Below are 14,766 nucleotides of genomic sequence, written 5' to 3' on the forward strand. Positions count from 1 at the left end.
CGCATCCTCAAAGGCATAGCAGAGATCAATGCATCGCCAGTGGTGTTTCGTTGGAACAAGTTCGACCTCGGTGTCGCCTAATATGCATTGGTTTTAATGGAACGATGTACTAGTAGAGGGGTACCGAGACCCGTGCTTTTGAAAAGGAGTTTGCCGCCTGGTGTGGCACGGCGCATGCCGTGGCGCTGGCCAATGGCACGCTGGCGCTCGATGTGGCGCTGAAAGCCTTGGGCATTGGCCCGGGGGACGAGGTGGTGGTGACGCCGCGCACCTTCATTGCGTCAATTTCGTGCGTGGTGAATGCGGGGGCTGTGCCGGTGTTTGCCGATGTGGAGCCTGATTCCGGAAATATTTCGGCTCGCACCATCGCTGCAGTTTTGACTCCGCGCACGCGGGCGGTGATTTGTGTGCATTTGGCGGGTTGGCCTTGCGACATGGACCCGATCATGGCGTTGGCGGCGCTGCATGACTTGAAGGTGATTGAGGATTGCGCGCAGGCGCATGGGGCGCGTTACAAGGGGCGGCCGGTGGGCAGCATTGGTCATGTGGGTGGGGGCCTGGAGTTTTTGCCAGGACAAGATCATGACCACCGGTGGCGAGGGCATTATGGTGACCACAAATGACAAGGCATTGCGGGAGGCCATGTGGTCTTTCAAGGACCATGGTAAGAGTTACGAGACGGTTTATGAGCGCCAGCACCCGCCGGGCTTCAGGTGGCTGCATGAGAGTTTTGGCACCAATTGGCGCATGCTGGAGATGCAGGCGATGATTGGGCGCATTCAGCTGCAGCGCATGCACGATTGGACGGCCAAGCGACACGCCCATGCCAACGCGCTTGCGGCTGCTTTGCGACCGTTTGCGGGGGAAGGCGGCGTGGTTCGTTTGCCGCAGCTGAGTTGCGCCTCCTGCCTTGGATCACCGCGCTGCGCTCGCGATGACTACTCTGTGAGCGCTGGCGCTGACGAAAATTCTATTCCTGTCATGGCGAACGATGCAAAGCCATCCAATTGTGTACACGCGCAATACAAGTTTTACGCTTATGTTCGCCCAGAAAACTTGGCCTCGGGCTGGAGTCGTGACCGCATCATTGAGACCATCAACGCTGGTGGGGTTCCTTGCTACCAAGGCAGTTGCAGCGAGGTCTACCTAGAAAAAGCCTTCGATGGGACCGGTTGGCGACCGGCTAAGCGTTTGTCCGTGGCCCAACTACTGGGCGAGACCAGCCTGATGTGGCTGGTTCATCCGACACTCACCTCAGAAAACCTGCAGAAAATGTTGGGCATAGTGAACCATGTAATGAAAGAAGCCAGCCTATGACTTCATCAGTTTGGGTGAATAGAGCACTGGCCTTACCGCGCATGTCTAAGCGCTTAATGGCTTTAACCGTGGACTTGAGCTTGTGCATGCTGACGGTTTGGCTTGCGTTTTATTTGCGATTGGGTGAGTGGGTCCCGATGCAGGGGCACCCACAGTGGCGGCCAATGTCTGCGGCCTTGTTGTCGGTGGTTTTGGCGTTGCCGATTTTTGTGGTCCATGGTTTTTATCGGGCCATTTTTCGGTATTCGGGTTGGCCCGCTTTGATGACAGTGGCCAAGGCCATGTTGGTCTATGGGCTTTTATTTTTCACGTTCATCACCGCGTTTGGTCTAGAAGGTGTTCCGCGAACCTTGGGCTTGATTCAGCCCATGTTGTTGCTCTTAGCTGTCGGTTTGTCTAGGGCCTTGGCGCGCTATTGGTTAGGTGGTGCTTACCATAACCGCTTGCGTTTGGCGGCTTTGCCCAAGGTGTTGGTGTATGGCGCTGGCGATGCCGGACGTCAGCTGGTACGTGGTATGGCCAATAGCCACGAGATGCGGGTCGTGGGTTTTTTGGATGACGACGATCGCTTGCATGGCCATGTACTCAATGGCCAAGCCATCTTCAATCCAAAAGACTTGGGTGAGCTGGTATTGAATTTGGGCGTCACACACGTCTTGTTGGCATTGCCCACAATCAGCCGTTCGCGCCGCAATGAAATCCTGAACACATTGGCACCTTTCAAAGTGTCAGTTCGAACCTTACCCAGTTTGAATGATTTGGCGCAGGGCAAAGTGAATGTATCCGACCTGCGCGAGCTGGACATTGACGACCTGCTGGGCCGCGAGCCCGTGCAACCAAATGGCTTGCTCTTGAATTTGAACACCCACCGTAAAAGGGTGTTGGTGACGGGGGCGGGAGGCAGCATTGGCAGTGAGTTGTGCCGCCAGATTCTCAAGACCAACCCCAAACAGTTGTTGTTGGTGGAGATGAGTGAGTTTGCGCTGTACCAGATTCACCAAGAGCTGCAAGCGGCTCTGGCGGGCGACCGGATGAGCGTGAACGAGCCGGTAGAGGGCGATGCGCCTGAGGCGGCAGATGCAAGTGATGGGCCGGACATAGAAATCGTGCCCTTGCTGGCCTCGGTGTGCGATGAAGTGCGCATGCACGAGATCATGGACACCTGGAAGCCGCACACGGTGTACCACGCCGCTGCCTACAAACACGTGCCGCTGGTGGAGCACAACCCGGCCGAGGGGGTGCGCAACAACGTGTGGGGTACGCGGGTGTGCGCCGAGGCGGCGCAGCGCAATGGGGTGCGCAACTTTGTACTGATCAGCACCGACAAGGCTGTGCGGCCCACGAACATCATGGGCGCGAGCAAGCGCTTGGCGGAGATGGTGTTGCAGGCACTCGCCGATGGATCGCCACGCTTCGCTCGTGATGACACATTTAGAAGCACTCGTGATGACACATTCAAAATCACTCGCGATGAAACATTCAAAATCACTCGCGATGACGAATCAAATGTCACTGCGAATTTGACTTTTGTCACTGCCAGCGCAGCGAAGCGGTCCATCACCACGTTTTCCATGGTCCGCTTCGGTAACGTCCTGGGTTCCAGTGGCTCGGTGGTGCCACTGTTCCGCGAGCAGATTAAAAACGGTGGGCCTATTACGCTGACGCATGCCGGCATCACCCGCTACTTTATGACCATCCCCGAAGCGGCTCAGCTGGTCATTCAGGCCGGTGCCATGGGGCAAGGTGGTGGTGTGTTCGTGCTCGACATGGGCCAGCCGGTCAAGATCATCGAACTGGCTCGCCGCATGGTGGAACTTTCTGGCCTGACGGTACGCGACGAGTTGCACCCCGATGGCGACATCGAACTCACTGTGACCGGGCTGCGCCCCGGTGAAAAGCTTTACGAGGAGCTGCTGATCGGCGACAACCCCAAGCCCACCCAACACCCGCGCATCATGAAGGCGCACGAGCAGTTTTTACCTTGGCCGCAGTTGGTCAGTAAGCTGGACGCTTTGTCACTGGCCATGAGCGTGAACGACGTGCCTGTGATCCGGGGCCTTTTGCAGCAGCTGGTGTCGGGCTATCAGCCCAGCGGTGAAGTGGTGGACTGGGTGCACTTGGCGCAAGAGCGCGAAGCCTTGGCCAATGAATAAGCGCAACGCTGTGCGCGTGCACCTGCGTTGAACAGTTCGCACAAACAAGTGATTGATTTCACAGACCTCACGTTTCATCGTTTTCAATTAGTTGTCCCTGCAGACGTCCTTGGCTCATGATCGTTTGCCAAGACTTTTGGCAATGTTTGTCTTGATTGCCTTCAATCGCTGCGCGTCTTGTGGATTGTTGGCGGCGTTGCGCATGGCCTGTCGGATGAACACAAACACCAACAGCATAAAACCAGTGACCAAAGTGGCAACGAAAGCGATCCGGGCTTTTTGGGACTTGACTGATTTGTCAGGCAGGCTAGGCAGCTGGACAAACACTTCCTCGCCAAAGGGCTTGAGACTGTTTTCAATCTCTTGCAGAGATTGCTGAGCGCTTAGGCGCTGCTGCAGCAGCAAGCTGTAGGCGCGCAAGCTGGATTCGCTGTCGGCGCTGGGGCGAACCACGTTTTGGCTGAGCGACGGGATCACTGCGTTCAACTCGTCGAGTGTGGCTTGCGCCGTTACCCGCCGTTGCTCGGTTTGCTCCAGTAAGCGGCCTTTGGGCAGCAGCTGTCTGCGCAGCTCGTCAATGGTGGCCAGATGCAGCTTTTGGGCTTGTTCGGCACTGGGCCCGCTCACAGACAATACCAGCGTAACGTCTTTTTTGTTGAACGTGGGTTTGATGGTGTCGCGCAATTCACTCAGCTGGACTGTGCGCGGTGCCTTGCTGTCGATCCAAGGTGCCAAGGGCAGCAACGGGGTCAGCAAGTCGTCCGAGCTCAGCAGCCCGATGGCGCTCTCACCCAAGCGCAGCACGCTGCGGCTATCAAACGTGGGTGTCACTACAAAAGTGATACTCAACGCGGTCAAACCCATCACCAAGGGACCAACAACCAAAAGGCGCAGGTTTTCTGTGATGGTGGCCAACAAGTCGAGCAGGCTGATTTCTTCGTCGGCGTGGACGGGCGTGTAGTCTGTGCTGGGTAAATCGGTCATGGCCAGAGGTGAAAAATATGGAGATTTTATCTTCGCAAGCGGCCACCGTGGTGAGGGGCGCTTGGCGGACTTACACGAATTACTGGCTTGCACCTTCCAAGCGCCAATGCAGCAGTCGCCAACAGCGGGAATCATCAAGTCGGTCGCGGGGCCGACGGCGGTGACCCAATAGGGTTACAAGGCTTCGGGCATGCGGTCTTGCGTGCCGAGTTCTGGGTGCTCAGCCAACTCGATACCGAACCTGCCACCATAGTTGATGGCCATGTGTTTGGGTTTCGAAGATTTTTGTACTTTATGATTCGTCAATGCTGCTTGGTTTTGCATATTTTTTAATTTATGTTTTTTACTTCACAATCGTTTGATGTCGCTTGCTCTGGTGCTTCAACTTGGCCGTTTTGCTTGGACGAGAAGTCATCTGCAGTGCCGTTTGCCAATGAGCCCACAACGGCCCGCAGTGTGTGCATTGCGCCGATGCAGCGCCCGGGGGCAAGCCATCCAGACCAAGCATGCCAGGTGATTTTTTCAGGGCATCACTTTGCTGGCCCTGACCCAGCACGCGCTACGCCACCAGGCCGAGATGCTGGGCACTTCTGCTGGAAAGACAAAGCCGCGCAAGACCTGCCGTGCAGGGCTGCGGTTTTGGGGGCATGGCGGGGTGGTCGATGGCCCCAAGATCATGCATGGCGCGGAGCACCGGTCACCGCACAAAACACACTGCTTCTATGAAACTGATTGCCACCTTTGTTGTGTGCTTGGCCTGCGCCAGCACCTTGTCATGGGCCACCAGCCCCGTGTTGCCCAACACGTGTTTGAACACCGGCCCCACCCGCGAGTGCATCCACCAGACGTCTGAGCCTTTACCCGCGCCCATGCCTGGCCCCGCTCCGTCTGCTGGATTGCGGCCATTGCGCCCCCCCATTTCCTCCGACAATTTACTGTTGAACGGCTCGTTTGAGGAACCGATGCTTGCTGCAGGCAGCTGGGACGTGTTTCAGGCGGTGCCCGGCTGGGTGGCGGTGGACGGTCCGGGGATTGAAATTCAGCGCGGTGCGGCCGGTCGAGCCCAGCACGGCCAACAACTGGTTGAACTGGACAGCCACGGCAACAGCGCCATGGTGCAAGCGGTGGCGGTGCAGCCCGGCGCCAGCTATGCGCTGCGCTTTTGGACCATGGCACGGCCTGGCACATCGCCCACCACCAATGGGCTGGATGTGTTTGTGAACGACACCCGCGTGCAGCGCGTGCGGCATGCCCCTTCGGCAACAGCCCAATTCACCGAAGTTCAGCTGCGCTGGACGGCCGGCCCCGGCGTGCAGCAAGCGGTATTGCGTTTTGAGGCCAGCGGCTGCAGCGACGGCTTGGGCAGCTACCTGGATGCGGTGAGCTGGCGTCAGGTGTCGCGCGATTGAGAGGCCAGCGAGGGCTGAGCGGGCTCAGGCTTTGGTGGCACGCCAGCAGCAGTCGCCCCGGTGGCCGCCCCATGGCCCTCCCCGTTGCGGGCGGGGCGCTGGAAATCACCTTGAACGCTTTGGATGCCTTGGATGCCTTGGACGCGCTCAATGCCAGCGGCAATACGGTGGGCATCATGGCTCACATGGCGGCCATGAAAGAGCGCATCTCTGCACGGATCAGGGTCTAGAAAGGCGGCGGTGTGGCGCACTCGCGCTCGACACACCCCCCCCTCACTCTCGGCCTTGCGCTCAGCTCATTGACAAGCATTGAGATGACGGGTTTGGCTTCGGCCAGAGGGCTGCCAAGCCTGTACCCGCTAGACTTTAGGCAAGCCATGCCGAATTTGACACACCACTGCCGAGCGCCAATGCCATGAACACCGAACTGCGGGTCACCACCGGTAGGGCACCCAACAACTGGGCATGGCCAATGACAGAACTCACCGATGCGCATGCGCAAGGGCCTGCCAGCGCAGCATCTGCCGAAACACCTGTGAGGCTGGGCTGAGCCATGTCCCTTGACTACACCACACTGGACGCTCTGCGCAGCCACCACCCGGCCTGGCGGCTGTTGCGTTCGGACCATGCGCCACTGGTGGCCAGTTTTCTGCACCGGGTGTTCGTGGTGCCCAATGTGCGCGTGATGGCGGCGGCAGATTTGGCCGAGGCACTGGAGGACGCGCTGTATGCCTTGCGCCTGCATTTGGGGGAAAGCACTTTTCCCAAGTCAGCGCTGGAGTATCTGAACGATTGGGCCGCGCACGACAAGGGCTGGCTGCGCAAGTTTTACCGCACTGGCTCAGACGAAGCGCAGTTCGATTTGACCCCCGCCACCGAAAAGGCCATAGCCTGGCTGGCGCAGCTGAGCGAGCGGCAGTTCGTGGGCACCGAGTCGCGCTTGCTCACGTTGTTTGACCTGCTCAAACAAATGAGCCAAGGCAGCGAAGCCGACCCAGCCAAGCGCATCGCCGAGCTGCAGAAAAAGCGCGATGAAATCGACGCCGAAATCGCACGGGTGTTGTCGGGCGATGTGCCACTGTTGGACGACACCGCGGTGAAGGACCGTTTTCAGCAATTCACCCAAGGTGCACGCGAGTTGCTGACGGACTTTCGCGAGGTCGAGCACAATTTTCGCAAGTTGGATCGGCGTGTGCGCGAACGCATTGCGCTGTGGGAGGGGAGCAAGGGCGCACTGCTCGAAGACATCATGGGCGAGCGCGATGCGATTGCCGACTCCGACCAAGGCAAGAGCTTTCGCGCCTTTTGGGATTTTTTGCTGTCCAGCCGTCGGCAGGAGGAGTTGAGCGCACTGCTCGATCGCGTGCTGGCCCTGCCCGCCGTGGCCCAGTTGAAGCCAGATACCCGCACCCGCCGCGTTCATTACGATTGGATGGAGGCGGGCGAACATACCCAGCGCACCGTCGCCGCTTTGTCACAGCAATTGCGCCGTTTTCTGGATGACCAAGCGTGGCTGGAAAACCGCCGCATCATGGACATTTTGCACGGCATTGAAAGCAAGGCACTGGCACTGCGCGATGCGCCTGCACCCAGCAACGTGATAGAAATGGCGCAGGCCAGCGCAGACATTGCGCTGCCGATGGAACGCCCCCTGTTCACCCCAGCCCTTCAACCGATGATTGCAGACTTGGTGTTGCAGGCGGGCGATGAAGACATCGACCCGGCCAAGCTGTTTGACCAAGTGGTGGTTGACGCAGCGCGGTTGGCCCGCCATATCCGCCATGCCCTGCAAGACCGTGACCAAATCACTTTGGCTGAGCTGGTGCGCAGCCAGCCTCTGCAGCAGGGCTTGGCCGAATTGGTGAGCTATCTGCAATTGGGCAGTGCCAGCTTCAGCACCGTGGTGGACGACGACCAACCCGAGCCGATCCACTGGCAAACGCTGGCCACCAATGGCCAAACCATCACCCGCAGCGCACGACTGCCCCGCGTGATTTTCACGCGCTGAATAAGCACAAAAAAAGGCCCTGTATGGAAGATGAATTTTTGACCACCACGCCAACAAACCAAGGCTCGCAAGCCATGGTCGCGCCCTCTTCTGATTTGTCGGTGTTGCTGATCAACCTGCTCAAAAGCGTGCACTACCGCGATGCCGACGAACGCCAATGGGCGAGCCTGCTGAACCTGCAAGCGCGGGTGCGTGATTACGTGGCGGTGCTCAACCTTGAGTTGGTGCTCGACGAGGCCGAGGGCTATGCTTTCTTGAAGAGCCGCCCCGAAGCGGCCGAAGACGAAGCCGCGCCTCGCCTGCCCCGTTTGGTGGCACGCCGACCGCTGTCCTTTGCTGTGAGTTTGCTGCTGGCTTTGCTGCGCAAAAAACTCGCCGAATTTGACGCAGGTGGTGGCCAAGATGCCCATGCGGGGCGGCTGGTGCTTGCGCTTGACGACATCGTGGAACTGGTGCGCGTGTTCCTGCCCGATGGCTCCAATGAAACAAAACTCATCGACCAAATCGAGAGCACGATCAACAAGGTGACCGAATTGGGATTTTTGCAAAAACTCAAACCCGCCGGTGGCGATGCCGCCGGGCAGGCGCACTTCGAGGTCCGGCGTATTCTCAAGGCCTTTGTCGATGCCCAATGGCTGGCCGAATTCGATGCGCGCCTGGCCAACTACCAGTCTGAACTGGCCGGCGTGACCCCCACGCAGGAAGGGGCCCAGCATGCTTGAGCCGCCATCCATGGGCTTGGACTTTGCGTCGGACGACACGTTGACAGGCTTTCGGCTGAGCCGGCTGGAGGTGTTCAACTGGGGCACCTTTGACAGCCGGGTCTGGACGCTGCAACTTGACGGCAAGAATGGCTTGCTCACGGGCGATATTGGCTCGGGCAAGTCCACCTTGGTCGATGCCATCACCACATTGTTGGTGCCTGCCAACCGCATCGCCTACAACAAGGCGGCAGGTGCAGACAACAAGGAAAGAACACTGCGCTCCTACGTGCTGGGGCATTACAAATCCGAACGCAATGAGGTCACCGGTGCGGCCAAGCCGGTCAGCCTGCGCGAGCCCAACAGCTACTCGGTGATCTTGGGTGTGTTCCACAACGCGGGCTACGACCAGACGGTGACACTGGCCCAAGTGTTCTGGATGAAGGAGGCTCAGGGGCAACCCGCGCGTTTCTTTCTGGGTGCAGAGCGTGCGCTCTCGATTGCGGCGGACTTTGCACACTTCGGCTCCGACATTGGCCAACTGCGCAAGCGGCTGCGCAGCCTAGGCGCTGAATTGCACGACAGCTTTCCGCCCTATGCAGCCTGGTTGCGCAGACGCTTTGGCATTGAAAACGACCAGGCGCTGGAGCTGTTCCACCAAACCGTGTCGATGAAGTCTGTAGGCAACCTGACAGACTTCGTGCGCAGCCACATGCTGGAGCCCTTCGAGGTGGGCCCGCGCCTGCAAGCCTTGATCAGCCACTTTGACGACCTCAACCGCGCCCATCAGGCCATCCTGAAAATCAAAGCGCAGCTTGAATTGCTCACACCCTTGATGGCAGATTGCAGCCGCCACAGCGTATTGGCCACCGAGGTAGATCGCTTGCGTGAATGCCGTGATCGTCTGCGCCCCTACTTTGCGGGACTCAAGCTTGAGCTGATCGACAAACGCTTGGTCTCGCTCAAGCAAGAGTGGGATCGCGTGGATGCCCAGGCCCACAAACTGGGTGCCACTCACGAGGCACAAAGCCAGAAAGTGGATGAACTCAAGCAAGCCATCCACGACAATGGCGGCGACCGACTCGAGCGCCTTGCCTTAGAAATTCGCCAAAAGGCGCAGTTGCGCGATACCCGCAAAACCAAGGCCAATCGCTATGCTGCACTGGCGACGGTGCTGGATGAGCCCATGCCAAGCGATGAAGCCAGCTTTGCCATGCAGCGCAGCGCATACCAAAGCTTTCGCGAAGAGGCGCGCCAGCGCGATGCCGATCTGCAAAACAGCCTGACCGAACACAGCGTGAGCTTGCGCCAAGGCAAACAAGAGCACACACAGCAAAGCCTAGAAATCGACAGCCTCAAACGCAGGCGCAGCAACATCGACGACCAGCAAATCCAAATCCGCAGCGCCATCTGTGCGGCGTTGGGCTTGAACGTGGACGACATGCCGTTTGCTGGTGAATTGATTCAGGTGCGCGACGAGGCACGCGACTGGGAAGGTGCCGCAGAACGTTTATTGCGTGGCTTCGGCCTGGCGCTGCTGGTGCCCGATGCGCATTACAAAGCCGTGGCCGAATGGGTGGACAGCGCCCACCTGCGGGGCCGCTTGGTTTACTTCCATGTGCGTGCACGCAAAACCACTGAACTGCCTGAGCTGCACCGAGACTCCTTGGTTCGCAAACTGGCCATCAAGCCCGACTCAGCGCACTACGATTGGCTAGAGCGCGAGCTCAGCATCCGGTTTGACCTTGCCTGCTGCGCCACGCAAGAACAATTTCGCCGCGAGACCCGCGCCATCACCCATGCGGGCCAAATCAAAGAGCCCAGTGGTCGGCATGAAAAGGACGACCGCCACCGCATTGAGGACCGCAGCCGCTATGTGCTGGGCTGGAGCAACAGCGCCAAAATTGCAGCCTTAGAGGCCAAGCGCCAGCAACTTGAAGCGCGGCTCGCCGAGGTGGGCAGCCAAATCGCAGCCATCCAAACCGAACGCGATGGCCTCAGCAGTCGTCTGGATGCGCTGACCCGCCTTGAAGAATTCACCGCTTACGACGAGCTCGATTGGGCCAGTGTTGCGAACGAGATTGCCCAACTGTTGGACGAACGCAGTCGACTGGAAACAGCGTCGGATGTGCTCCAACAGCTGAACGCCAAGCTGCGCGAGCTGCAAGCCTCACATAAAACGACAGGGGAAGAACTTCAGGCCGCCCGGGACAAACGCGCCAAGGTGGAGCAGCGGCGCACTGACACACGGGCGCTGCACCTGCAAACCGCTGCGCTGCTGAACGAAGTGGCCACCGATGCAGGCTTGCTTGCACAACTCCAAGCCATGCGCACAGAAGCCTTGGGCGAACAGCCCCTCACAGTGGAGTCCTGCGACAACCGCGAGCAAGACCTGCGCGCTTGGCTCCAAGCCCGGATTGACGCCGAAGACATCAAGCTGCGGCGTCTGGCGGAGAAAATCATCAAAGCCATGGCCTCTTTCAAAGAGACGTTCAAGTTAGAAACCGCCGAGATGGATGCCAGCCTGGCAGGGGCCTTTGAATATGAAAACCTGCTCACGCAGCTGAACCGTGACGATCTGCCGCGCTTTGTGTCGCGCTTCAAAGAACTGCTCAACGTCAACACCATCAACGAAATCGCCAACTTCAATGCCCAGCTGGCGCGTGAGCGCGAAACCATCAAAGAGCGCATCGCCCACATCAACCAGTCTTTGGGCGAGATCGACTACAACCCTGGGCGCTTCATTCTGCTGGAATCGCAGGCCAGCCCCGACGCCGAGATCCGGGACTTCCAGCAAGAACTGCGCGCCTGCACCGAGGGCGCGGTCACCGGTTCGGACGACACCCAGTATTCCGAGGCCAAGTTTTTGCAGGTCAAAGCCATCATCGACCGCTTTCGGGGGCGAGAAGGCTTGTCCGAACAAGATCGCCGCTGGACAGCCAAAGTCACCGATGTGCGCAACTGGTTCCTTTTTGCCGCCAGCGAACGCTGGCGCGAGGACAACACTGAGCACGAACATTACTCTGACTCGGGCGGCAAGTCAGGGGGACAAAAAGAGAAGCTGGCCTACACCATTTTGGCGGCCAGTCTGGCCTACCAATTCGGCCTGGAATGGGGCGCGGTGCGCTCGCGCTCTTTCCGTTTCGTGGTCATTGATGAGGCCTTCGGCCGCGGTTCGGACGAGTCGGCCCAATACGGACTCAAGCTGTTTCGCCAGCTCAACCTGCAACTGCTGATCGTCACACCACTGCAAAAAATCCACATCATCGAACCCTATGTCGCCAGCGTCGGTTTTGTCCACAACGAGGGAGGGCGAGCCTCGAAGCTGCGCAATCTGTCCATCCAAGAATACAGAGCGCAAAAGGCCTTGGCACCAGCCCCCGCAGTCCCTTGCGCAGCATCAGCGCCATCAGCGCCATCAGCGCCATCAGCGCCTTTCGCCGCTGAAGCACAGGAGCCTGCGCCTTGAGCTGGACCGGCCCAAAAGACTTGAAAGCACAGTTGGCGCGGCAGTGGGAGCGCGGCGAACTGCTGCGCGACGCGGTCACCGGTCACGAGCGCTTTCCTTTGCGCCTGACCATCAAACCGCCCACGTCAGCGGACATCACCGACCGCTTCAATGAGGTGCGAGCATGGGTCGCGGAACTGTCCAGCGAATGGGCACAACCCAACGCCGTTCGTGTGGAGTGGCAAACGCACAAGCACCGCGTTCAAGGCACGCAAAGCTTACCGGCCTGCGTCTGGGTCCAAACGCTGGAAGCGGCCTTGCTTTGGTTGGGCAAACGCAAAGATTGGGAACGCTTTTCGGCGCAAGTGGCAAGCACCCGGCAGATGCACCCCGCCTTGCTGCCTTGGTTGGAAAAGCATCCGCACCAAGCGCTCGCGCTGCACGCCGAATGGCCCCGCTTGCTGGCGGTCGTAGGCTGGATGCTCGCGCATCCACGCCCTGGCATTTACCTGCGGCAGATGGATGTGCCCGGCGTTCACAGCAAATTCATCGAAGCCCATCGCGGCGTGCTGACCGCGTTACTCGATCTGGCACTGCCTACGGACGCTGTCAATACCCACGAAACCGGCGTCAGCCAGTTCCCTGCCCGCTATGGATTTTTGCAAAAGCCGATGCGCATACGCCTGCGTGTGCTCGACCCGGCGATGGCGCTGGTGCCCGGCGCGACATGCCCCGATGTGACGCTGGATGCCGACAGCTTCAGCCGTCTATCGATCGGCGTGCAGCATGTCTTCATCACCGAAAACGAGACCAACTTTCTGGCCTTTCCGCCTGTGCGCAATGCCATCGTGATTTTTGGCGCAGGCTATGGTTGGGATGCACTGGCGCGCAGCCATTGGCTGAAGAACTGCCAAATCCATTATTGGGGCGACATCGACACCCATGGCTTTGGCATTCTGGATCAGCTGCGCGGCCACTTTGACCACGTTGTCTCGTTCTTAATGGACAGGGCCACGCTCGATGCGCACGCCGTCTTTTGGGGCAGTGAGGACAAGCCCCTTCGCGTTGATTTGCACCAACTCACGCCGCAGGAGCGCGCTTTGTACGACGACCTGCGCGACAACCGCATTCGCGCGGGACTGCGCTTGGAGCAAGAGCACATCGCTTTCCACTGGTTAACGCAATGCCTTGAGCAGCTTCAGCCTCAGCACGCAGCCGCTTGGGCACCGACAGCACCCACTGGCGCACCGGCAGGCGGGGCAAGACCTGGTCGGTGAGCTGCGCCCCCCTGAAATTGGATACGGACCATGCGCCGCATGGGGCACAAGGGGTACAAGGGGTACAAGGGGTACAAGGGGCACAAGGGGCACGCCGCACTCGTGGTCGCCTGGCCGATGCCTCAGCAACAGGCCATCATGCTGCGCTGCAATTGCCCAAGGTAGGCCCCATTGGGCAAATCGGCGTATGTCAAATTGGCAAACAAGCCGCGCCGCTTTTGGTCGTTGGCTTGGGCCAGTTCACGGTAGCCTTGCCGATCAGCCTGGCTCAGTTCGATGGGGTGAATCGGCCGGGTGCCATCGGAGAACAGGGTTTGCGGCTTGGCACCCAGCATCAAGCGGGCACCCACGCCGGCATAGAGGTAACGGTCGCCGAAAGCCTTGCTCATGGCGTCAAAGGCAGGCTCGCCGGTGCAATGCCCTGGCGCCACATAGGCGACCTTGTAGGTGTTTTGCATGACGTTGATGGTTTTTGCAATCTCGTCGTCTTTGCTTACCACCATGTGCATGCCACCCGAGACCAAGAGGATGCGCGGATCGATTTTGGCGGCCGCCTCCAAAATGCGATCAATGCCGGGGTGCGAGCAACCCACCACCAGCACCAGCCCCTGTGGCGTGCTCAAGGCCAGCGACAACTCGCGCAACTCCAAGGTGCCCGGCTTGTCCGACACCAGGCTGATGACGTGCACGCCAGGCGCGAGTTCGGTGGTTTTATCGATCAGTTGGATGTTGGCAGTGGGCCAGGCCGCGCCAAAACGCATGAGGGCTGGCGGCTTGCCGTCGTAGTAACGCCTCTGGGTGGGCAGGGTTTCGCTGCGGCGGTAAAAACTGCCGGGCAGGTCGCCGCCATACACGCCGAAACCTTCTTTGGGCGCGTAAATGGTGACCTTGGGGTTGACGCTGAGCAAGTGCGCCATGCCCCCCATGTGGTCGCCGTGGCGGTGTGACATCACCACCATGTCCAGCCGACTCAGGTCCGCGCCCAGCGCGCGGGCATTGTGGGCCAAGATGTCGCCATTGTTGCCGGTGTCAAAGAGAATGCGCCGCCCGCCGATTTCGATGAGGGCAGCATAGCCCCAGTCCTTGATCAGGTGGGTTTCACTGCACAGGGCGTCGAACAAGATGGTGATGCGCGGCTGCGATGGGTTGGCACCTGCTGCGGTCTGGCTCAAGCTGCTGCAACCTGCAGAAAGCACGGCCGGTGCGCTCAGCGCGGTGGCGATCACATGGCGTCGTTTCATGGAAGCTCCTGATGAATAGTCAAAAACGGCTGCCAAATAGAGCCGATGACCAACAAAGTTTGATGCTTTTTGTGCACCTGAGCACTTAGATATAACCCTTAAACCTAGATCCGGCAGTTATTCTGTCATCGTGAGCTGACTTGGTGGATACCAAGGCGGCAGGGGGCGGGTGATTCTCTGCACCACGTAGTCCAAGAACGTCTTCCATCGATCCGCCTGAGGCAACTG

General features: G+C 59.2%; 11 protein-coding genes and 1 pseudogene. 10 read left to right on the plus strand and 2 right to left on the minus strand.

What is annotated here, in order from left to right:
* Window positions 1-179: 179 nt before the first annotated feature.
* The 3 genes from ACIQ39_RS14330 (at window position 180) to ACIQ39_RS14340 (ending at window position 3,470) form a co-directional block, all read left to right on the plus strand.
* Window positions 180-623 carry a DegT/DnrJ/EryC1/StrS family aminotransferase gene (locus ACIQ39_RS14330; protein ID WP_396435280.1) on the plus strand — a complete coding sequence of 148 codons (444 nt, stop codon included), beginning with the start codon at window positions 180-182 and terminating at the stop codon, window positions 621-623.
* A complete protein-coding gene (locus ACIQ39_RS14335) occupies window positions 607-1,317 on the plus strand; it encodes a DegT/DnrJ/EryC1/StrS family aminotransferase (RefSeq protein ID WP_396435289.1) in 711 nt (236 codons plus the stop codon). Before ACIQ39_RS14330 ends, ACIQ39_RS14335 begins: the two co-directional genes overlap by 17 nt.
* Window positions 1,318-1,481: 164 nt before the next feature.
* Complete coding sequence (locus tag ACIQ39_RS14340; protein WP_396435281.1) at window positions 1,482-3,470, plus strand: polysaccharide biosynthesis protein; 1,989 nt, start codon at window positions 1,482-1,484, stop codon at window positions 3,468-3,470.
* A gap of 114 nt (window positions 3,471-3,584) precedes the next feature.
* Here the strand turns inward: ACIQ39_RS14340 and ACIQ39_RS14345 are convergent, their stop codons facing one another.
* The gene (locus tag ACIQ39_RS14345) at window positions 3,585-4,454 is read right to left on the minus strand and encodes a hypothetical protein (RefSeq protein WP_396435282.1); all 870 of its coding nucleotides are present in this window, start codon (window positions 4,452-4,454) and stop codon (window positions 3,585-3,587) included.
* Window positions 4,455-5,176: 722 nt separating this feature from the next.
* Here ACIQ39_RS14345 and ACIQ39_RS14350 point away from each other — a divergent pair.
* The 7 genes and pseudogenes from ACIQ39_RS14350 to ACIQ39_RS14380 form a co-directional block, all read left to right on the plus strand.
* Window positions 5,177-5,863 carry a hypothetical protein gene (locus tag ACIQ39_RS14350; protein ID WP_396435283.1) on the plus strand — a complete coding sequence of 229 codons (687 nt, stop codon included), beginning with the start codon at window positions 5,177-5,179 and terminating at the stop codon, window positions 5,861-5,863.
* 71 nt (window positions 5,864-5,934) lie between these two features.
* On the plus strand, window positions 5,935-6,093 hold the full coding sequence (locus ACIQ39_RS14355; RefSeq protein WP_396435284.1) for a hypothetical protein: 159 nt from the start codon (window positions 5,935-5,937) through the stop codon (window positions 6,091-6,093).
* 185 nt (window positions 6,094-6,278) lie between these two features.
* Window positions 6,279-6,413 carry a hypothetical protein gene (locus ACIQ39_RS14360; RefSeq protein WP_396435285.1) on the plus strand — a complete coding sequence of 45 codons (135 nt, stop codon included), beginning with the start codon at window positions 6,279-6,281 and terminating at the stop codon, window positions 6,411-6,413.
* Between the two features lie 3 nt (window positions 6,414-6,416).
* A complete protein-coding gene (locus tag ACIQ39_RS14365) occupies window positions 6,417-7,871 on the plus strand; it encodes a DUF3375 domain-containing protein (protein ID WP_396435286.1) in 1,455 nt (484 codons plus the stop codon).
* A gap of 74 nt (window positions 7,872-7,945) precedes the next feature.
* Complete coding sequence (locus ACIQ39_RS14370) at window positions 7,946-8,593, plus strand: DUF4194 domain-containing protein (RefSeq protein WP_396435290.1); 648 nt, start codon at window positions 7,946-7,948, stop codon at window positions 8,591-8,593.
* Entirely contained in the window at window positions 8,586-12,041 is a 3,456-nt protein-coding gene (locus ACIQ39_RS14375) for an ATP-binding protein (protein ID WP_396435287.1), read from the plus strand. Before ACIQ39_RS14370 ends, ACIQ39_RS14375 begins: the two co-directional genes overlap by 8 nt.
* Before the next feature lie 20 nt (window positions 12,042-12,061).
* Window positions 12,062-13,192: pseudogene (locus tag ACIQ39_RS14380) on the plus strand (DUF3322 domain-containing protein); the annotation flags it as partial.
* Between the two features lie 227 nt (window positions 13,193-13,419).
* On the opposite strand, the gene ACIQ39_RS14385 reads toward ACIQ39_RS14380, so the two are convergent.
* Window positions 13,420-14,538, minus strand: coding sequence for an MBL fold metallo-hydrolase (locus ACIQ39_RS14385; protein WP_396435288.1), 1,119 nt, complete (start codon window positions 14,536-14,538; stop codon window positions 13,420-13,422).
* Window positions 14,539-14,766 lie beyond the last annotated feature (228 nt).

Origin of the sequence: Limnohabitans sp. (assembly GCF_044361645.1) — a bacterium.
Lineage (GTDB): Bacteria > Pseudomonadota > Gammaproteobacteria > Burkholderiales > Burkholderiaceae_C > Limnohabitans_A.